Source organism: Streptomyces sp. NPDC046465 (assembly GCF_040646035.1).
Lineage (GTDB): Bacteria > Actinomycetota > Actinomycetes > Streptomycetales > Streptomycetaceae > Streptomyces.
On record NZ_JBEYZK010000005.1, the window covers coordinates 146,332 to 165,322 of the forward strand.

General features: G+C 69.2%; 17 protein-coding genes and 1 pseudogene. 9 read left to right on the forward strand and 9 right to left on the reverse strand.

Going from position 1 to position 18,991, the window contains the following annotated elements; all coding sequences use genetic code 11:
* The first annotated feature begins 362 nt into the window (after positions 1–362).
* Genes ABZ953_RS09905 through xdhC form a run of 3 tightly spaced genes read left to right on the forward strand, consistent with a single transcriptional unit; the run spans position 363 to position 5,138 of the window.
* Positions 363–1,883, forward strand: coding sequence for an FAD binding domain-containing protein (locus ABZ953_RS09905; protein ID WP_361720165.1), 1,521 nt, complete (start codon positions 363–365; stop codon positions 1,881–1,883).
* Positions 1,880–4,327, forward strand: a complete 2,448-nt coding sequence (gene xdhB / locus ABZ953_RS09910; RefSeq protein ID WP_361719584.1) for a xanthine dehydrogenase molybdopterin binding subunit — start codon at positions 1,880–1,882, stop codon at positions 4,325–4,327. Before ABZ953_RS09905 ends, xdhB begins: the two co-directional genes overlap by 4 nt.
* Position 4,328: 1 nt before the next feature.
* Complete coding sequence (gene xdhC / locus ABZ953_RS09915; RefSeq protein ID WP_361720168.1) at positions 4,329–5,138, forward strand: xanthine dehydrogenase accessory protein XdhC; 810 nt, start codon at positions 4,329–4,331, stop codon at positions 5,136–5,138.
* 70 nt (positions 5,139–5,208) lie between these two features.
* Here the strand turns inward: xdhC and ABZ953_RS09920 are convergent, their stop codons facing one another.
* On the reverse strand, positions 5,209–6,168 hold the full coding sequence (locus ABZ953_RS09920; RefSeq protein ID WP_361719587.1) for a winged helix-turn-helix domain-containing protein: 960 nt from the start codon (positions 6,166–6,168) through the stop codon (positions 5,209–5,211).
* 275 nt (positions 6,169–6,443) lie between these two features.
* On the opposite strand from ABZ953_RS09920, the gene ABZ953_RS09925 reads away from it, so the two are divergent.
* Together ABZ953_RS09925 and ABZ953_RS09930 are read left to right on the forward strand one after the other, a co-directional pair.
* Positions 6,444–6,878, forward strand: a complete 435-nt coding sequence (locus tag ABZ953_RS09925) for a peptidase inhibitor family I36 protein (RefSeq protein ID WP_361719590.1) — start codon at positions 6,444–6,446, stop codon at positions 6,876–6,878.
* A gap of 143 nt (positions 6,879–7,021) precedes the next feature.
* Positions 7,022–7,843, forward strand: a complete 822-nt coding sequence (locus ABZ953_RS09930; protein WP_361719593.1) for a hypothetical protein — start codon at positions 7,022–7,024, stop codon at positions 7,841–7,843.
* 55 nt (positions 7,844–7,898) lie between these two features.
* On the opposite strand, the gene ABZ953_RS09935 is transcribed toward ABZ953_RS09930, so the two are convergent.
* Complete coding sequence (locus ABZ953_RS09935) at positions 7,899–8,810, reverse strand: MerR family transcriptional regulator (RefSeq protein ID WP_361719596.1); 912 nt, start codon at positions 8,808–8,810, stop codon at positions 7,899–7,901.
* Between the two features lie 479 nt (positions 8,811–9,289).
* Here ABZ953_RS09935 and ABZ953_RS09940 point away from each other — a divergent pair, with 479 nt between their 5' ends.
* Positions 9,290–9,892: a hypothetical protein gene (locus ABZ953_RS09940; protein WP_361719599.1), complete on the forward strand. Its 603-nt coding sequence runs from the start codon at positions 9,290–9,292 to the stop codon at positions 9,890–9,892.
* 41 nt (positions 9,893–9,933) lie between these two features.
* On the opposite strand, the gene ABZ953_RS09945 is transcribed toward ABZ953_RS09940, so the two are convergent.
* Positions 9,934–11,496, reverse strand: a complete 1,563-nt coding sequence (locus ABZ953_RS09945) for an FAD-dependent oxidoreductase (protein WP_361719602.1) — start codon at positions 11,494–11,496, stop codon at positions 9,934–9,936.
* Positions 11,497–11,795: 299 nt separating this feature from the next.
* On the opposite strand from ABZ953_RS09945, the gene ABZ953_RS09950 reads away from it, so the two are divergent.
* Positions 11,796–12,356, forward strand: a complete 561-nt coding sequence (locus ABZ953_RS09950) for an isochorismatase family cysteine hydrolase (RefSeq protein ID WP_361719605.1) — start codon at positions 11,796–11,798, stop codon at positions 12,354–12,356.
* On the opposite strand, the gene ABZ953_RS09955 is transcribed toward ABZ953_RS09950, so the two are convergent.
* The 3 genes from ABZ953_RS09955 to ABZ953_RS09965 form a co-directional block, all read right to left on the reverse strand.
* Complete coding sequence (locus ABZ953_RS09955; protein ID WP_361719608.1) at positions 12,337–13,554, reverse strand: cytochrome P450; 1,218 nt, start codon at positions 13,552–13,554, stop codon at positions 12,337–12,339. The two genes, ABZ953_RS09950 and ABZ953_RS09955, sit on opposite strands and share 20 nt — an antisense overlap.
* A gap of 138 nt (positions 13,555–13,692) precedes the next feature.
* Entirely contained in the window at positions 13,693–13,896 is a 204-nt protein-coding gene (locus ABZ953_RS09960; RefSeq protein WP_361719611.1) for a hypothetical protein, read from the reverse strand.
* 234 nt (positions 13,897–14,130) lie between these two features.
* The gene (locus ABZ953_RS09965) at positions 14,131–14,307 is read right to left on the reverse strand and encodes a hypothetical protein (protein WP_361719614.1); all 177 of its coding nucleotides are present in this window, start codon (positions 14,305–14,307) and stop codon (positions 14,131–14,133) included.
* A 966-nt stretch (positions 14,308–15,273) separates the two neighbouring features.
* Here ABZ953_RS09965 and ABZ953_RS09970 point away from each other — a divergent pair.
* Positions 15,274–16,380, forward strand: a complete 1,107-nt coding sequence (locus ABZ953_RS09970) for an MFS transporter (protein ID WP_361719617.1) — start codon at positions 15,274–15,276, stop codon at positions 16,378–16,380.
* Between the two features lie 159 nt (positions 16,381–16,539).
* Here the strand turns inward: ABZ953_RS09970 and ABZ953_RS09975 are convergent, their stop codons facing one another.
* Complete coding sequence (locus ABZ953_RS09975) at positions 16,540–17,118, reverse strand: helix-turn-helix domain-containing protein (RefSeq protein ID WP_361719620.1); 579 nt, start codon at positions 17,116–17,118, stop codon at positions 16,540–16,542.
* 89 nt (positions 17,119–17,207) lie between these two features.
* On the opposite strand from ABZ953_RS09975, the gene ABZ953_RS09980 reads away from it, so the two are divergent.
* Positions 17,208–18,089, forward strand: coding sequence for an SDR family oxidoreductase (locus ABZ953_RS09980; RefSeq protein ID WP_361719623.1), 882 nt, complete (start codon positions 17,208–17,210; stop codon positions 18,087–18,089).
* Here the strand turns inward: ABZ953_RS09980 and ABZ953_RS09985 are convergent.
* Both ABZ953_RS09985 and ABZ953_RS09990 read right to left on the reverse strand, forming a co-directional pair.
* Positions 18,080–18,301: pseudogene (locus ABZ953_RS09985) on the reverse strand (Tn3 family transposase); the annotation flags it as partial. The gene ABZ953_RS09980 and the pseudogene ABZ953_RS09985 sit on opposite strands and share 10 nt — an antisense overlap.
* A 307-nt stretch (positions 18,302–18,608) precedes the next feature.
* Entirely contained in the window at positions 18,609–18,836 is a 228-nt protein-coding gene (locus tag ABZ953_RS09990) for a hypothetical protein (protein WP_361719626.1), read from the reverse strand.
* Positions 18,837–18,991 lie beyond the last annotated feature (155 nt).

Here is an 18,991-nt window from a genome sequence, read left to right on the forward strand (position 1 = left end):
TACTTTGCGATGACACTGACCCATGGCATCGAACTGACCCATGGCAACGAGAGGAGGCGACCAGCGGATGTACACCAGCTCTGCTCTCGGTCGCCTCGTCCAGTGCACCGCCTGGGCTCCGGGCCGGATCGCGCACGGCTCCTGAGTACGCCGTCCTGATGTGCCGCACTGCGGCATTTTCCGGGTTTCTCCTCATCATGCTTCGGCACGCCGCTGTCCCGTGCTGTGCTGCCCCCATGCGCCCGCTTCTCCCGCGCCCGCTTCTCTGACGAGGCGCGTCTGAACACGGTCTGAACACAGAAAGCTGCCTGAAATTGGCGAACATGACATCGACCGGTCACGCACCGAAACAGCCGCCCGGCGTGACAGAGGCACGGATCACGGTCAACGGGAAAGAGACACCACTCTCCCCGGCCACGCCCCACACCACAGCGCTGGACTTCCTGCGCGAGCGCGGCCTCACCGGCACCAAGGAGGGCTGTGCCGAGGGTGAGTGCGGCGCCTGCTCGGTCATGGTGGCCAGGCCCGGCGTGCACAGGCCCACCGACTGGGTCGCGGTCAACGCCTGCCTGGTCCCGGCCGCCGCACTCGACGGCCAGGAGATCATCACCTCCGAAGGGCTCGCGACGGCCGGCGAGCCCGGCGCGATGCCCTCCCTGCACCCCGTACAGGAGGAGATGGCGGTCCGGGGCGGCTCCCAGTGCGGTTACTGCACGCCGGGATTCGTTTGCAGCATGGCCGCTGAGTACTACCGTCCGGGCCGCTGCGAGCACGCCGCCGACCGTGCGGAAGCGGCCGGTGAAGAGGCAGCCGCCGACCGTGCGAAGGCGCACGCGGGTGCCGACTCCGAACACGGACCGAACGGCTTCGACCTGCACGCGCTGAGCGGAAACCTGTGCCGCTGCACCGGCTACCGCCCCATCCGCGACGCCGCGTTCGCCGTCGGCGCGCCCGCCGAAGAGGACCCGCTGGCCAGGCGCCGCGAACAGGCCCCGCCCGTACCCGTGGCCACCGAGTACACCCAGGACGGCTGTGCGTTCCTGCGCAAGAACACCCTGAACGAGACGTTGCAGCTGCTGCGTGAGCGGCCCGACGCCGTCGTGGTCGCCGGCTCCACCGACTGGGGCGTCGAGGTCAACATCCGCTCCCGCAGGGCCGATTGCGTGGTCGCCATCGACCGGCTCCCCGAACTGCGGGAGCTGCGCGTCGAGTCCGACCACATCGAGATCGGGGCGGCGCTGACACTCACGGAGATCGAGCGCCGCCTGGGCGGAGACGTCCCGGACGTCCCGCTGCTCGCCGAACTCCTTCCGCAGTTCGCATCCCGGCTCATCCGCAACGGCGCCACCCTCGGCGGCAACCTGGGTACCGGCTCGCCCATCGGAGACAGTCCGCCGGTGCTGCTCGCGCTCGACGCGTCGCTGGTACTCGCCGACGCCGACGGCGAACGCGTGGTCCCGCTCGCGGACTACTTCACCGGATACCGGCAGAGCGTCCGCCGTCCGGGTGAGCTGATCCGGGCGGTCCGCGTCCCGCTGCCGCTGTCGCCGGTCACGGCCTTCCACAAGATCGCCAAGCGGCGTTTCGACGACATCTCCAGCGTGGCGGTCGCCTTCGCCCTCGACATCGAGGACGGGACCGTACGCAAGGCACGCATCGGTCTGGGAGGCGTGGCCGCAACCCCGATCCGCTCCCTGGTCACCGAGGCCGCCCTCGAGGGCAAGCCGTGGTCGGCCGAGACCGTCGAGACCGCGGCCCGGGTGCTGCGCGGGGAGGGCACCCCGATGAGTGATCATCGCGCCAGCGCCCTCTACCGTTCCGCGATGCTCGGCCAGAGCCTGCTCAAGCTGCACGCACAAACCACTGAGGCGGTGTCGTCATGAGTCATCTGTCCGAGCGTCCCGAGAAGCCCGTGGTCGGCGTCTCGATGCCACACGAGAGCGCCGTCCAGCACGTCACCGGAACCGCCCTCTACACCGACGACCTCGTCCAGCGCACCAAGGACGTGCTGCACGCGTACCCCGTGCAGGTCATGAAGGCCCGCGGCAGAATCACCGCACTGCGCACCGGACCCGCGCTCGCCGTGCCCGGCGTGATCCGCGTGCTGACCGGCGCCGACGTGCCCGGTGTCAACGACGCGGGCATGAAGCACGACGAACCGCTCTTCCCCGACGAGGTCATGTTCCACGGCCACGCGGTCGCCTGGGTGCTCGGCGAGACCCTGGAAGCGGCCCGTCTCGGCGCGGCGGCCGTCGAGGTGGACCTGGAGGAACTGCCCTCCCTGGTCACACTCCAGGAGGCGATCCAGGCGGGCAGCTATCACGGCGCCCGGCCCCTGATGGAGACCGGCGACATCGACGCGGGCTTCGCCGACTCCGCACACGTACTCAGCGGCGAGTTCCAGTTCGCGGGACAGGAGCACTTCTACCTCGAGACCCATGCGGCGCTGGCCCAGATCGACGAGAACGGGCAGGTGTTCATCCAGAGCAGCACCCAGCACCCGTCGGAGACGCAGGAGATCGTCTCGCACGTGCTCGGCGTTCCCGCGCACGAAGTGACCGTGCAGTGCCTGCGGATGGGCGGCGGCTTCGGCGGCAAGGAGATGCAGCCGCACGGGTTCGCGGCCGTCGCCGCGCTCGGCGCCAAGCTCACCGGCCGCCCGGTCCGCTTCCGGCTCAACCGGACCCAGGACCTGACCATGTCCGGCAAGCGGCACGGATTCCACGCCACCTGGAAGATCGGCTTCGACGCGCAAGGCCGCATCCAGGCCCTGGACGCCACCCTCGTCGCCGACGGCGGCTGGAGCCTGGACCTCTCCGAGCCCGTCCTCGCCCGCGCGCTGTGCCACATCGACAACACCTACTGGATCCCCAACGCACGCGTCGCCGGCCGTATCGCCAGGACCAACACCGTCTCCAACACCGCCTTCCGCGGCTTCGGCGGCCCGCAGGGCATGCTGGTGATCGAGGACATCCTGGGCCGCTGCGCACCGATGCTCGGCCTGGACCCCATGGAGCTGCGGGAACGCAACTTCTACCGGCCGGGCCAGGGCCAGACGACGCCCTACGGACAGCCCGTCACGCAGGCCGAGCGGATCTCCACCGTCTGGCAGCAGGTGCGGAAGGACGCCGCCATCGAAGACCGCAAGCGCGAGATCGCCGCGTTCAACGCCGCGCACCGGCACACCAAGCGGGCCGTCGCCATCACCGGCATCAAGTTCGGCATCTCCTTCAACCTCACCGCCTTCAACCAGGGCGGCGCGCTGGTGCTGATCTACAAGGACGGCTCGGTCCTGATCAACCATGGCGGCACCGAGATGGGCCAGGGCCTGCACACCAAGATGATGCAGGTGGCCGCGACCACGCTCGGCATCCCGCTGCGGAAGGTACGCCTCGCCCCGACGCGTACCGACAAGGTGCCCAACACCTCCGCCACCGCTGCCAGCGCGGGCGCCGACCTCAACGGCGGCGCGATCAAGAACGCCTGCGAGCAGTTGCGCGAGCGCCTGCTGCAGGTGGCCGCCACCCAGCTGGGGGCGAACGCGTCGGACGTACGCATCGTCGAGGGCGTCGCTCGCGCCCTGGGCAGCGACAAGGAGGTGGCCTGGGACGACCTGGTGCGCACCGCGTACTTCCAGCGGGTCCAGCTGTCGGCGGCGGGCTTCTATCGGACCGAGGGGCTGCACTGGGACGCGAAGACGTTCCGGGGCTCGCCGTTCAAATACTTCGCCCACGGCGCCGCCGCGACCGAGGTGGAGGTCGACGGCTTCACCGGCGCCTACCGGATCCGGCGCGTGGACATCGTGCACGACGTCGGCGACAGCCTCTCCCCGATGATCGACGTCGGTCAGGTCGAGGGCGGCTTCGTCCAGGGCGCCGGCTGGCTGACGCTGGAGGACCTGCGCTGGGACACCAGTGACGGCCCTCAGCGCGGCCGGCTGCAGACCCAGGCGGCGAGCACGTACAAGCTGCCGAGCTTCTCCGAGATGCCGGAGGAGCTCAACGTCACGCTGCTCGAACGGGCCACCGAGGAGGGCGCGGTCTACGGCTCCAAGGCGGTGGGCGAGCCTCCACTGATGCTGGCATTCTCGGTACGTGAGGCACTGCGGCAGGCCGCCGCGGAGTTCGGACCGAGCGGCATCAGCGTCGACCTGGCCTCACCGGCGACGCCGGAAGCGGTGTTCTGGGCGATCGAGGAGGCACGCCGCAGCAGCGCCCCACACGACGGCCACACCCTCGACGCGTCGCCGACCGACAGCCTGCCCGATCCCGCACAAGCGGCCAAGGGCCGGGCGCGGGCCGACACAGCAGCGTTCAACGGTGCCTGACATGACGTGGATCGCCGCGGTCGCGCGGTTGCGGGCACGCCGGGAGTCCGGCGTGCTCGTGACCGTCGCGACCGTGCGCGGCCATGCCCCGCGCGACGCCGGTGCCAAGCTCGTCGTCGGGCACGGCGAGACATGGGGCTCGATCGGTGGCGGCAACGTGGAGGCCGTCGCGATCGACCGCGCACGGGAGATGCTGACCGCCGCCAAGGCGGAGCCGGAGCTGATGGATTTCGCCCTGAACGACAAAGTGACCAACCAGCACGGCGTGCAGTGCTGCGGCGGTACGGTCTCGGTCCTGCTCGAACCACTGCCGGTGGTACGGGCGGTGGCGATCTTCGGCGTAGGGCACGTCGGCCTGGAGCTGGCCCGCGTCCTGGCCCGCCAGGATCTCGACCTGCATCTGATCGACAGCCGCTCGGACATGCTCACCGACAAGCGACTCGGCGCGCTGTCGGACTCGGTGGCACAACTTCACGTACACCACACACCCCTGCTGCCCGAGGAGATCCTCGAAGACCTGCCGCGCGGTACCCACATCCTGATCATGACCCACGACCACGCCGAGGACGCGGCCCTCTGTGACGCCGCCCTGCGCAGCACGCACCTCGGCTCCGTGGGGCTGATCGGGTCGGCGGCCAAGTGGGCACGGTTCCGCAAGCGCCTCGCCACCGAAGGCGGCCACGACGACGCCACCATCGACCGGATCCAGACCCCGATCGGACTGGCCGAGATCACCGGCAAGGAGCCCGCGACGATCGCGGTGAGTGTCGCGGCGGATCTGCTGCGGACCTTCCAGAACGAGGGGGAGTGATTCTCCGGAGGGCGCGGGGTTCTACTGGTCCCGGTGTCGGGTGGTCCCGGTGTCGGGCCGCGCGGGTCGCTCACCCGACGGTGCCCGCTCCCCGCAGCAGTTCCAGGCCGAGCGGGGTGCAGGAGTGCCAGACGGCCTTGCCGTCGCGCTGGGTCACGATGAGACGGGCGTCCCGGAGGGTCTTGGTGTGTTCAGAGGCAGAAGACTTGCTGATGCCCAGCTCCTTGGCGATGTCCGACGTGCTGTGCCCATGGGGGAGAAGGTCCAGGATGGCGGCGCGCGTCCGGCCCAGCAGGACGCCCAAGGGGTCGGTGGGGGCCTCGTCCAGAAGCGGAAGCGGAGTGACGGCCGGGTAGATCAGGATGCTCGGCTCGTCGTCGTAGAGAGCCACCATCGGCCTGGACCACAAAGCGGACGGCAAGAGCACCACTCCGTGACCCGATAGGCCGGCGTCGGTCTCATCGGGCCGGGGGAAGACGAGCGTCGTCCCCTCCCAGCGGCCGCCGGCCGCGAGACCGGCCAGCGTCGTACGGATGCCGTCCCTGGCCAGCAGCCTCGTACGCCAGGCGCGTTCGGCCTGGAAGCCGGCCTCGATACGGCCCCAGGGCTCGTCGATCAGTGCCGAGTGCGCCGCACGCAGGGCGTGTTCGAGGGTCTGCCAGGCCTCTCGCTCGTGAACGGCGAGCTCCTTGACCCACGGGGTGATCGGCCGGTGCGCCGGGCACACTCGGCCGAGTTCCGCCCGTACGCGGGAAAGGGGCGTCGCACGGACCCGGTCGAGGCCTTCATCGAGCCCTTTGCTGAGCGGGTCGAGGAACATCGGGCCCCGCGCGGTGGGAGGCACCAGACTGAACAGCGCTGTCGTCTCCGGCGACAAGGACTCCCGTGTCCTCCGCTGCCAGCGCGCGAACTGCGGAACCGCTTCGCGCTGGAGCATCGCTATGGCGAAGCCCAGTTCCATCAGCGGCGCGGGCTCAGCCGCGAACGTCACCCGCAGTAGGTCTTCGGCGGTGAAGTGCAGGCGCAACAAGTGTCCTCCCCCACTGATCACCGCGGCCACGCGCCTGCCAACAGCCGTTCCCTTACCGACAGTTCGGCCACAGCCGAAACCATCGCGGCTGCCCAGCGCGGTCGCGAGCATGGAGCGCACGAACACGACCGATGGTCTCGGTGACCCCGGCATGACAGAAGGGCCTGCCCAGCCAGATTGCGGGTCGGTGCGGTTCCCGACGCCCAAGCGCTCGCGCATGCCGCCGGGGCACCAGGAAGCGGAACCACACATCCATGAGGGAAGAGAGGACAGTCATGCGAAAGATGCTGGCCGCGGCCGCAGGATCCACGTTGCTGGTGCTCGGCGGCCTCACCGCAGGGCCCGCCACGGCGAGCTCCGACGAAAGCGCGGAGGCGCTCATCACCTGCGCGGCCGGAGATACGTGTTTCTGGGTGAACAGCAACTACGGCGGCAACCGGGGCCGCGTCGCGGGTGACAACGAGAACTTCACGTCCTTCGCGCAGAGTCAGTGCCGTGGTGGCACCTGGAACGACTGCATCAGTTCCATCGCCAACCGGGGCAGGGAGTGCACGGTCTACTACTGGACGAGCGCCAACTACACCGGCCGCTATCACAGTCTCGGCAGGAACGACCAGGTTCCTGACTTCGGGGCGGCGCCGCCCGTCGGCTACAACGACCCGGCGTTCAACGACACGATCAGCTCGAACCACTGGTGCTCGCCGAGGTGATGAGGCCATCCCCAAGGGAGCGGTGGCTCGCCGCGGCACCCCTTGCAGCCCTTGCGGCCCTTGCCGCCGTGTCCGGCTGTGCTTCGGCGCAGCCGGACACGGCGGGGGCGCCACTGCCGAAGCCGCCCGCGTTCAGCGGGCGGTTGAGTACCGAGGCACTGGACATGGTGACCCGGTCGGGGAGTTGGCCGCGAGCGCAGCAGACGCTGGACACGGCGGTCAACAAGCTCGTTCATCGCTGCATGAAGGACGAGGGTTTCACCTACCCCGCCAAGCGGGCCCCACTGCCGACGGCGCTCGACGATTCCGCCGCAGTCGTGGACCTCCGCGGCCGTAAAGACCATGGCTACGCCATCGCCACCAAGCCTCGGCCATCGGGCCCGCCACCGGCCCCGTACTACACCGACCTGCCGCCGGACCGGAAACGCTCCTTCGACCTGGCCTTCTCCGGCCCCGCGAATTCTGGTGACGACGTCTCGACGGGCATCGGGACCGTACGGGTACGGCGACAGGGCTGCGACGCCGAGGCACGCCGCGACCTGACCGGCGACGTCACGGTGTGGGCCCGTATGTATTACGCGCCCGAAGCCCTCAACGGCCGCCTCGACGCCAAAGTGCCCAAAGCCCGTGAGTTCAAAGCCGCGATGTCTGCCTGGCGGTCGTGCATGGCGGCACGCGGGTACGCCTTCCGGACGCCAGAGGAGGCACGTGACTCGCTGAATCGCCACTTCCTGGAGAACAAACACCGAAAGGGGAGGTCAGAAGACGCATTCCGTAAACGCGAGAAAGCGGTCGCCGTGGCCGATGGGGCATGTGCCATCGAGGCCGACGTCCCCGGAACGGCCGTGCGGGTGCGACAGGAAACCATTGCCACTCTTCCGAAGAAGGACCAAGCGTTTCTGGCCGACATGGCGAGTTACCAAAGTGAAGCGCTGAAACGGGCGAAGGCGATCCTCCGCCGCTGACTCAGGCACGCATCGAGCAACGCATGCTCATGCTCATGTTCCGCGACATCCTGGTTCAGGTACGGGGTGAGTCTTGGACGGAGAGTTCTTCGGCCAGTTCCATACAGCGCAGGCGGGCTGGGGAGAAGTCGTAGGGCATCTTGCCGATGGCTTCGAACACGTTCATGGAATTTGCCACCCGTCTGCCAGAGGTGAGGTCGACCTCGTCCTCGCCGTCCTCGCCGTCCTCGGGGTGCAGAGTGTCCCAGGCGTCGAAAAGGGCATCGTCGTCCTTCTCCAGGCCGGACTCCTCGATGACGGCCCGCAGGGCGCTTTCGAAGGCATGCCGCTCGACGGCCACTTGAGCCACCCGTGGATCATCGACGGCGACGCTGTCATCGAGTGCCTCCTCGGCGTCATCAATGCGGTCGGACTCCTCCCGCAGAGCGGGGTGCGTGGCCAGGGCGACGAAGCGGGTGGCCTGGACGGCCGCGCCGAGTGGGCCGAAGATCCGCTCGGTGACCAGCAGAGTGTCCAGGTCCGCCTGGCGCACGGAGCCCTCGGGCAGGCTCTTGAGGCGGTCGGTGACGAAGTCGGAGAGCAGGCCCATCCGGCTGCCTTCGGTGCGCATCCGCTGCACGGCGGTCCGCTGCCGCCGCAATTCCGCCTCCTGCTCGGCGAGGGCTTCCTCCACCCGCTCCAGGATGCCCGCGACACCGTCTCCGCTGTCCGCACCGGCGGAAGCCGTGCCGGTGGGGAAGGCGTCACGGATGTCGTCCAGGGCGATCCCGGCGTCGGCCATCCTGCGAATCCACAGCAGGCGGATCATGTCCTCGTACCCGTAGCGGCGACGGTCGTCGCCGCCCCGCTCAGGCTCGGGGAGCAGCCCGATCTCGTGGTAGTGGCGAATCGCCCGCGGCGTGCTGCCGACGAAGGCCGCCGCGTCACCGATCTTGACCTGGCGGGGTGGCACGAAGGACGAGGGCATGAGCAGGGACCTTTCTCCAAGGGACCGGGACGTGAGTCCACCGGACCACATGCCGCTACGGAAGGTGCAACCCGTACGGTCGGCCGCGACCGTCCAGCCGGGGCAGGGCCCTGGCCCACGTCCACTGTGGTGGCGCCGAGGCTGAGCAGTCCGGCGACTTCGTCGTCGGTTAGATCCCCTGCAAGCGGATGCGGTCGGGGGCGTCGATGTTCTCGGCTCGGGCCTGGCGAAGACAACCAGCGTGCCGACGCCCATGCGGCGATCAGCCAGGCGTACGCCCCCTGGGGCCCGTGTGAAGAAGGGACTCCAGCAAGGACGTGGACTGGCGTCCCGTGTCGAACGGTTCGTAGCGTGCCCCAGTGGCCTCACTGATGAATGGCGCCAGCGGCGCGACGACGGCTGGGGATGGGACTGGGTGGGTCGGCGGCGGCCCGCTTGTCGGCATGGGCGTCGTGGCCAGGGCGAATACCCTGTTGAGCGTGCCGACATCGATCTACCACATCCGCAAGACCTCGCTCGGTCTCAAGCGCAAGTACCGGATCTCCGCCGACGACGGGAGCGGGAAGCCGGGCAAGTCTCTCGGTTACGCGGAGAAACAGCTGAAGGTGTCCGACGAGCTGGACATCTATGGTGACGAGGGGCGCAGCGAGAAGCTGGTGACGGTGCGGGAGAGCTCGAAGGGTTGGCTCGCCGCTCTGACCGGCTATGAGGCGTTCGACCACGAGGGGAGGCTGCTCGGTTCGTTCGGGGTGCTGCCGAAGAAGTCGGTCGACCGTACGACCTGGGAGTTCGAGCAGCCTGGCCTGGGCCGGCTCACCGGTACCGAGCGCAGCGTCGCGACGGCGCGGGCCCGGCGGCTGCTGACGCTCCTGGACGCGGTCGGGGAGATCGCCGGGGCTCTGGTCAAGTACCACTTCGACTTCGTGCGGGAGGGCTTCGGGCGGGAGGGCGAGCTGGTGTTCAGCATCGACAAGCCCAAGGTGTTCGACGACTGGTATCGCCTGACCGTGCACGTGGATGCCGTCGACAGGCAGTTGCTTTTCGCGCTGGCCGTGACGATGGAGGCCCGGCAACGAGGCTAGAGGGGGTCGCGACCTGGGAGTCTGCCCCTGGGGGCGTGGCCTCAACTCTGCCTGACGCCCCCGCTCGTGTCTCCGCCTGTGTCCTCGTCCCGGTCGCCGTGCAGGCGAACCCCCTCCAGCGGCCGGACCGCGGGCCCCTGGAGCACCGCACCTTCCACGCCGAACCTCGACCCGTGGCACGGGCACTCCCACGACGTCTCCGCCGCGTTGAACGCCACCAGACAGCCCAGGTGGGTGCAGCGTGCGGAGACCGCGTGCGTAGTGCCGTCCGGGTCCCGGTACACCGCGCACCGCTTGCCGTCGACCCGTACCACCGCTCCGGTGCCGGGCGCGATTTCCGCCACCGAGTCGACGTGCCCGGTGGTCAACCGGTCCCCGACGAGGTGCTTGGCCACCTTCGCCTGTGCCGTGAGGAACCCCGACGCCTCCTTGACCACGCTCTTCAGTCGTCGCGGGTCGTACAGCTCCGCCCAGGCCGGCGGTGCCCCGGCGATGTGAGCGGTGAGGAGCTGCCCGGCCAGGATGCCGTTGGTCATGCCCCACCCGCCGAAGCCGGTGGCCACGTAGGTGTGCCGGGAACCCTTGTGGAGGGGCCCGATCAGCGGAACGGTGTCGGTGGAGGAGTTGTCCTGGGCGGCCCAGCGGTACGCGGTCGGCCCGGCGGTCGGGAACCGTTCGTGCAGCCAGGCGTCCAGGCGGGCGAAGCTCGCTGCGGGGTCTCCGGTGCCGGGTGTGAAGCCCTCCCCGGTGACGATGAGCAGCCGTTGCGAGGCGTCGTCGCCGTACGGAGCTGTCCGTACCGACCGCTTGCCCTCGTCCTCGGTGATGTACATGCCGCCCGGATCGTCGGCCACCGGCAGGGGGGCCGCCACCACCACCTCGCGGGAGGGGGTGAGCCGAGAGAAGAGCAGAGCGCGGTCGAAGATCGGATAGTGGGTGGCGACCACGACGTGCTGGGCGGTGACGGTGTGCCCGGACTCGGTGGTGACCTTGCAGGGGGAGCCCTCCGAGAGATCGGTGACCCGGGTCCGCTCGTAGATCACACCGCCGAGCCGCCGGAAGTCTTCCGCGAGGGCGAGCAGGTACTTGCGGGGGTGGAACTGTGCCTGGTCGGCGACGCGCACGGCACCGCCGACCGGGAACGGCAGCCCGGTTTCCTCGACGTATGTGGCCCGCAGCCCTGCCTCCGCGGCGGCCTTCGCCTCCGCCCGCAGGATCTTCGCGCCCTCTGCGTCACCCGGTTCGGCCGCATAGGTGAACGAACTGAGCTGCTCCAGGTCGCAGTCGATGTCCAGTTGCGCCACGATCTGGCGCAACCGGTCGAGCGCGCCCTGCTGGGACCGGGCGTAGAAGCGGGCGGCGTCGGGGCCACGCGTGCGGCGCAGCCGGTCGTAGACGAGCGTGTGCAGCACAGAAACCTTGGCCGTGGTGTAACCGGTGACCCCGGCCGCGATCCGGTCCGCCTCCAGTACGGCAACGCTGTGCCCCGCCCTGGCCAGTTCCCATGCGGTGCTCAACCCCGCGATGCCGCCCCCGACGACGGCGACATCCACCTCGGCCGCAGTGCCCAGGGAAGGGTGGGCCGTGGTCGGGCAGCTGGCCATCCAGAAGGATTCTTCCCGGCCTGGGAGCGCGTCGTCAGGGTGCGTCACGGGGGTGTGCCTGCCTTCCGGAAAGGGTGTCGCCTCGGCAGGCACGGGTGCCCCGCGAGGGCCAGACCCAATCCACCACGTCGACCTGGGCCGCGCGAGCGGGGCACGCAACGAGGAAGGCCCGTGCACGACGGCTGCGCTGCCAAGCGAGCCCGAGGAACGAGTTCGCCCGCCGGGCTCTGCCGCCGTCGTGGTCGCTCCCCTGCAGGCTCCGGACGGCGACGGGCGCGCGAAGGACCCAAAGTGAAGGCATGACAGAGACCGCACTCGTCGTCATCGACATGATCAACACGTATGAGCACGACGACGCCCACCTTCTCCTTCCCTCGGCCGAGGCTGCTCTCCCCGCCCTCGTGCGGCTCGTCGAACGGGCGCGTAAACACGGCGTCCCGGTCATCTACGCCAACGACAATTTCGGTGAGTGGCGGTCCCACCACGGAGAAATCCTGCAAACGGCACTCGAAGGACCGCACGCCGAACTAGTGCGTCCGCTCGCGCCGGACGAGAAGTCACAGTTCGTCATCAAGGCACGGCACTCCATCTTCTACGAGACGCCGCTCCACTACCTCCTCACCCAACAGCACGTCGATCACGTGGTCCTGTGCGGTCAGGTCACCGAGCAGTGCGTCCTGTATTCCGCCCTGGACGCACACATCCGCCACCTCCAGGTCACCGTCCCCCGCGACGCGGTGGCCCACATTCACTCGGATCTGGCCGACGCCGCTCTTCGCATGATGGAGATCAACATGGGTGCCCGCATCGTCGACGCGGACGACGTCAGGTTCGACGCACCTAGGGCAAGAGCGTCATGACGAAGCCGCTTCGGGGTGCTGTGGGGATGCGCCGCAGCGGAATACTGAGGTCCTGGTCCGGCACGTCGTAGCGCAGTGCGGCCAGCCGGGGGACGAGGGTTTCGAGGACCGTCAGCGTGACGTCCTCCCCAGGGCAGCGGTGGTTGGTGGTGGGGTCGCCTCCGCCCTGGGGCACCAGTTCGTCGCGGTCGGGCTCGCGGCCCACGAAACGGCCGGGGTCGAAGGTGTAGGGCTTCGGCCAGAGCTCCGGGTCGTGGTTCTGCCCGTACAGGTCGAGCAGGACCATCGTGCCGACGGGAATGTCCTGGCCGTCCCAGAGCAGATCGGCCGCGGCGAGACCGCCGACGAAGGGTGCGAAGGGGTAGAACCGCCGGACCTCGTGGGCGAAGGCGCGTGCGTAGGCCGCGTCGCCATCGGCGAGGAGCTTGCGGTGTTCGGGCCAGCGGTGCAGGGCATGCCCGGCGAAGGTCAGGAACCAGCTGACGGCGACCGTCGGGCGGAGCACGTTCAGGACCTCGACTGCCGCGGTATGCGCATCCAGTGGTTTCCCCTCGGCGTCACGGTGGGTGGCCACTGCCTCAAGGACCGAATCCGCAGGGGCCTCTTCCGACCCCTCGCGTACCTTCTCGACAAGCTGGGACAGCCGTTCTTCCTGACGGCTGCGGGCGCGGCGGGCCCGTAGATGGCGGGGCCCCGGAGAGGCGAAGCCGTCGACCATGGCCACAAGATCGCGGGCCATCTCCTCGGTCTCCACATCGTCAAGGGCGATGCCGGACCAGGCGCAGACCGCGCGCGTGAGCAGCAGACCCGCCTCGTCGAAGAACACCACCTGGTCGCGGCCCGCCCACCGCTGATGGGCCAGGTCCCATTCGGCCCCGAGGTGCTCCGCAAGGGACTTCAGGCCGTCGCGGTCCTTGAGCGGGAACATGAAAAGGGCCTTGCGGACCCGGTGTTCCCGGCCGTCGAGCGTATGCACGGCACCGCGTCCGAAGAGCGTGTCGAGAATGGGGCCCGGAAGCGCTCCGTGGCGTTCGACGTGATTCTCGTCGTAGAAGAAGCGCACCGCTTCGGGGCCGTGAAGGGCCACAGCCTTTTTACCCATGAGACGGCTCTGCACCGGCTTGCCACGGCTGCGTCGGCGCCGGTCGGGCAACCACGTGTAGCCCTGGGTCATCAATGCCAAGGTGCTGTCGAACACGTAGTGCCTCCGTGTGCTGTGAACTTGCAGTGAACCGTGAACCGGGAACCGGGAACTGGGCGCCGAGATGCGCACCCGCGCACGGATGCACGGGCTGGGGCATGGACTGCGGGTGGAGCTTGCTTGCCAGGGCAGCGGTCAGGCGTCGCGATCGTGGACGTCTTCCTGCGCGTCCTCGTTCGGCGTCAGCGCGTCGGCCGCCTCGCCGTCCTTGCCCCGCCGCTCCCCGTCGTCCACCACGCTCGTCTCGGCTTCTTCCGCCTCGTGCAGAACCTCGTCGGCGGCCGTGGCGGGGTGCTCCTCGTCCTGGGCGGGCTGGTGCTTGGGATCGTGGGTGCTCATGCCTCTCCTTGATCCCTCTCCTTGATTGCGTGGCGCGCCCCGGTCGGGACCGCGGGCTGAACCGGCCCTCATGGGCGCTGTGGTGGTCGGTCAGTGGCCCAGGGCCTTGGCGAGTTGTTGCTTGTTCATGGACGATCGGCCGTCGATGTTGCGCGGTCCACCGGGCGGGCTGCCCGATGACCTTCCGCGTACCCTCCGGTGCGCCTCTCATCCAGGACCCGGACTGAACCCATCTCACGTGGATCCCCGGGAGGCGGCGAGCAGACGGCGACCGAACGGATGAGGGGGAACCCAGGCCGGGCGGCCAGGTGGCTCGGTGCCACGGTCGCCGCAGGCCTGCTCATCGAACCGGTCGGCCATGGGCTCCGCCTCGTACTTGTCCCAGCGGCCGGTGAGTCCCTTGTCCGGCATCGCCACTCTTCGGTCGGATGACCACCGCAGGCCGAGCCGATCGATGAGGTAGCGCAGCGACGGTGAGCGAACGTCGTCCTCCAGGGCGCACTCGGGGAACCGTGTGCCGCTATGTGCGTGGAGCCATCGAGGCCACGAACACGAACGCCGCGGCGTGAACGTCAACCGGTCGTCTCGCCCTCCCGCGCCTGCCCGGTGCGGCATCACCTACCTGACCGTCGTGTCCAACGCCCTGGTGCGGCGGCTGTCAGCCGCATGTCGAGCCCGGCCCGCCCGCTGCCGCCAAGGCGGCGCAACAATCACGGCGAAGCCATGGGCGCGTGATAGGTCACCGCAGGGTCGAAGCTCGCCGAAGGGTGCGCCCGGCAAGAAGTCGACCGTCAAATCCCCGCGGACCCGCGGCACGCGGGTTGATGACGGGACCGGCCAACTCCTCCGGTCGTTCCTGGTCGGCCCCGCGAGAGGCAGAGCTCGTGCTGACCGCACGAGGTGGGCATGCAGATAGCACGATTGCAGCCGAGTGGCGCCCCATAGCCATGATGTGGTTCGAGCCCGCGCCGGGCCCCCGAAATCCGCTGCGCGTACGAAGAGTTCCCTGGCACGCGCCCCATAGCGCACGTCTTCTTCGCACTGCGGGGATCTGTGATGCGGTACGGCGCGGGAGCCAGCGGGGGCGAAACTCGATTGCTGGCCTCGCGATCAGGAACGTAGTCTGAGCCGCTCGTAGTGCTGTCCACTCCGTTCACATATGTCACGAGGTGATGACCTATCTCCCAGGCCTGAGAACCGCTGGCCATGAGACTTGACCCCCTGCTCTGTGCAGCAGCGCGCGGTCGTCTCAGCAGCGGTCTGCCCTTCGGCCTGGGCGTTGCCGCACCCCGAATCTTCCTGTCGCGCAGTAAGCGGGACGGGCATGCCTGGCCTGCCCCTTTCCCCCCTTCTGTCCATCAGAACAGGAACTGCGTCGTGTCCGCTGACACCCCATCCCTCCCCTCCCGCTCCGCCCCCGCGGGCACCCATCCCGGCACGGGTCGCACCGTCATGCTGGTTGTCGTCCTGGTCGCGGAGCTGATGAACGCCCTCGACGGCTCCGTCGTCTACACGGCCCTGCCCGCCATCCAGCACGACACCGGCGCCTCCGGTGCCGCGGTGCAGTGGATTCACGCCGCCTACGCACTGACCTTCGCCCTCGGGCTGATCACCGGCGGGCGGCTCGGCGATCTCTACGGCCGCAAGCGGCTCTTCCTCCTGGGTACCGGCGTCTTCACCGCGGCGTCCCTGCTCTGTGGTCTGGCCGGCACGCCCGCCCTGCTGATCGCTGCCCGCGTCGTCCAGGGCGGGGCCGCGGCGGTCATGGTTCCTCAGGTCCTGGCCACCTTGCATGTCACCTTCGACGAAGGCTCCCGCGCCAAGGCGTTCAGCCTCTACGGCACCATCATGTCGCTGGGCAGCGTCGCCGGACCGGTCCTGGGCGGGGTGCTCACCAGCGCCGATCTCTTCGGACTCGGATGGCGCCCGATCTTCCTGATCAATGTGCCCATCGGAGTGGCGACCGTGCTCCTGGGCCTGCGGTACCTGCCCGAATCACGCGACCTCGCCGCCCGGCGCCTGGACCTTGCTGGCATGACCTTGGCCAGCCTGGGCCTGCTGCTGATCGCCTACCCGCTCACCGTGGGCGGCGCACACCACTGGCCCGCCTGGAGCCTTTTCATGATGGCCGGGGGATCGCTGACCCTGGCGGTCTTCGTGCTCCAGCAGCGGGCCAGGACCACGCAATGCCGCGAGCCGCTCGTCGTCCTGGCGCTGTTCAAGAGCAGGGCGTTCACCGCGGGGCTGTCCGCACAGCTGGTCTTCGGGCTGCTGTCCGGCGTGTTCTTCCTGGCGTGGACCCTGTTCATGCAGGACGGGCTCGGGCTCTCCCCGCGGCAGGCGGCGACGGGCTTTGTGACGGCCTCGGTGGGCGAGATGGCCGGCGCCTGGCTGGCGATGAGCCTGGCCGTCCGGCACGGCAGGCGCGCCCCCAGGCCGACGCTTTGCTGGCCGCGGCCACCCTGGGTGGATACGCGTGGCTGATCACCGAGCACAACACCGGCCTCTCCCCAGTGTTGACGGTTGTGCCCATGCTGACGGTCGGCCTCGGCCTCGGCATGATCGGAGCAGCCTTGGCCGACATGACCCTGCGCCAGGTCGACCACGACCGGGCCCGGTCGGCGAACAGTCGGGTGGCATTGATCAGCCCAGGGATGCCGTTGCCGCGCGCAGGTCCTCCAGGGCTGCCAGTGCATGAGGCGCGAGCCCTTCTGTGTCATCGCGATCGCTTTCGGACCACTGGGCGTAGCCCCGTTTGAAGGCGAGGACTCCCAGCTCGCCCGCCAGGTGCGCGGTCGGGTCGGGGACGCCACGGGCGATGAGCGCGGCTGTCATGGCGGCCGCGAGACCGACGCTCTTGAGGGCGTCGCGCTCTTGTAGTTCGGTGCTGGCTGCCACGGCTGCTTTGAGGCGGGGGCCGAGTTCGCGGTTCGCTGGTCCCATGGCGCTCGACGCGCGCTCGAGACCGGCTGCTACCGCCTGGAGCGGGCTGGCGCTCGCAGGGGCCTCGGTAATGCCGTCGGCGAGCAGCCTGCTGAGCGTCTCCTGGCCGGCGACCAGTAGCTCGCGCTTGTCGGCGAAGTGCCGGAAGAAGGTGCTCTTGGTGACACCGGCGCGCTCGGCGATCTGCGTCACCGTGGTGGCGTCGTACCCCTGCTCGGTGAACAGGTCGACTGCCGCAACGACGAGTCGCTGGGTCGCCCCCGCTTGCCATCTAGCCATGCGACCAGGATAGGTGATGGGACACCTGTCCCGTCACCCGTGTAGGGTCAGTGATGGGACAATGGTCCCATCACTTTCAGGGAGAGCTCATGCATGTCTTCGTCACCGGCGGTACCGGCACCATCGGCTCCGCCGTCGTCGCCGAACTCCTCGGCCACGGCCACACCGTTCTCGCACTGGCTCGCTCGGACGGCTCCGCGCAGGCCCTTGAAAGTGCTGGTGCCAAGGTGCTGCGAGGAGACCTGGCGGACCTCGACGTCCTGCGGTCCGGCGCAGCGCAGTGCGACGGCGTGATCAGTCTGGCGTTCGGACGCGACTACGGCAGTCCGAACGCTCTCGCGCAGGCCATCGCCGAGGAGAGCGCCGCGCTCGCCACGCTGGGGCAGGAACTCATCGGAAGCGACCGCCCGGTCGTCACGGTCTCCGGCACGCCCTGGGTGCCGGGACGTGCCTCCACCGAGGCCGATCCGCTGCCGACCGACGGACCGGTGGGTGGTCGGGGCCGTTCGGTCAATGCACTGCTGGACCTCGCCTCGCGCGGTGTGCGCAGTACGGCTGTCCGCATGCCGCGCACGGTGCACAACGAGGGCCAGGGCGGATTCGCCGGCCTGTTGACCGAACGAGCGCGCCGCACCGGGGTGGCCGGCTACCCGGGCGATGGCACCCAACGCTGGCCGGCCGTGCACGCGCTCGACGCGGCGGTCCTGTTCCGTCTGGCCCTCGAATCGGCACCGGCCGGGACGGCCTGGCACGCCGTCGCCGACGAGGGCGACGCGGTGCGGGAGATCGCTACCGTCGTCGGCCGACGGCTGGGCCTGCCGGTCGAGGCGGTGTCGGAGGAGACCTTCGGCCCGTTCGGCCCGATCTTCGCCATGGACCAGCCTGCGTCCAGCACCCACACCCGCAAGGCCCTCGGGTGGCAGCCGACGCACCCCAGCCTCCTCGAGGACCTGGAGAACATTCAGCCCTGACGGGATTCGACAGAACACACACTGAGCAGTCCCTGACCGGGGCCGCTGGCCTTGATGTTGAACAGGTAGCGGCCCCGGAAGTTGATGTGCCGGTCCTTGAGCGGGGAGAGGCGGGCGACGTCCTCGTCCTTGATGTCGTAGCCCTCGGCGCGGAGCTGGGCGACGGCGGCGTCGAGGTAGCGGGTGTTCCACAGGACGACGTCATGGACGACGGGAGCGTCGTCACCGTCCGGCTGGGAGACCCGCCGTCCCCGCTGCGGGAGCCCGTCGCCGACCTGATGCGGGCCTACATTCGGTCCCGCCAGCACCTGCCCTACGCCAGCAGCAGGAGCTCACAGTGGCTCTTTCCCGGCCGTCAGCTTGTCCTGCAAGCCCCGGCCCCCGTCATCGCGAAGGCACTCGGATATCACGACAAGACCGCCACCCGCCTGGTCACCGAGGCCGGCGGAACCTGGAGCCGATACGCTCCCGGCTGCCACACACGGTGAAATGTCGTTCCACTCCCGCTGGCATGCCTCGTCACTCGGGAAAAGTGAAGCCCAGTTCGCGCAGGCGGGGCAGGCAGGCTTCGAGGCACTGCTCCACCGACGCAGCATCGGTACGCACGAGGATGTCGTCACGTAACGGGGCGCCACTGGCCACGAACGTCCAGGGCTTCCGCCTTTCTGCCATCCGCTCAGCATCAGCCTTGAACAGCACGGTTATGCCCTGTTCGGCCAGCGCCTCCATGATCGCGACAACGTTCACCGGTGACCCCTCCAGAAATGACTCGAACACACCACGGTGAACCTATCCGTCCGAGGAGGCACCACGAACACGGAGCGACACCGCTGCGTCGAGCGTTGTCGCATCCCGCAATCGCCGATGTGATCCCGCTCCCACGGCTGTGGCCCTGGGGTGAT

Coding starts and splice junctions, on each gene's coding strand:
- xdhB (WP_361719584.1), top strand. CDS start 1,880: ATGAGTCATCTGTCCGAGCGTCCCGAGAAGCCCGTGGTCGGCGTCTCG.
- xdhC (WP_361720168.1), top strand. CDS start 4,329: ATGACGTGGATCGCCGCGGTCGCGCGGTTGCGGGCACGCCGGGAGTCC.
- ABZ953_RS09925 (WP_361719590.1), top strand. CDS start 6,444: ATGCGAAAGATGCTGGCCGCGGCCGCAGGATCCACGTTGCTGGTGCTC.
- ABZ953_RS09935 (WP_361719596.1), bottom strand. CDS start 8,810: ATGCCCTCGTCCTTCGTGCCACCCCGCCAGGTCAAGATCGGTGACGCG.
- ABZ953_RS09945 (WP_361719602.1), bottom strand. CDS start 11,496: ATGGCCAGCTGCCCGACCACGGCCCACCCTTCCCTGGGCACTGCGGCC.
- ABZ953_RS09950 (WP_361719605.1), top strand. CDS start 11,796: ATGACAGAGACCGCACTCGTCGTCATCGACATGATCAACACGTATGAG.
- ABZ953_RS09960 (WP_361719611.1), bottom strand. CDS start 13,896: ATGAGCACCCACGATCCCAAGCACCAGCCCGCCCAGGACGAGGAGCAC.
- ABZ953_RS09965 (WP_361719614.1), bottom strand. CDS start 14,307: ATGCCGGACAAGGGACTCACCGGCCGCTGGGACAAGTACGAGGCGGAG.
- ABZ953_RS09975 (WP_361719620.1), bottom strand. CDS start 17,118: ATGGCTAGATGGCAAGCGGGGGCGACCCAGCGACTCGTCGTTGCGGCA.
- ABZ953_RS09980 (WP_361719623.1), top strand. CDS start 17,208: ATGCATGTCTTCGTCACCGGCGGTACCGGCACCATCGGCTCCGCCGTC.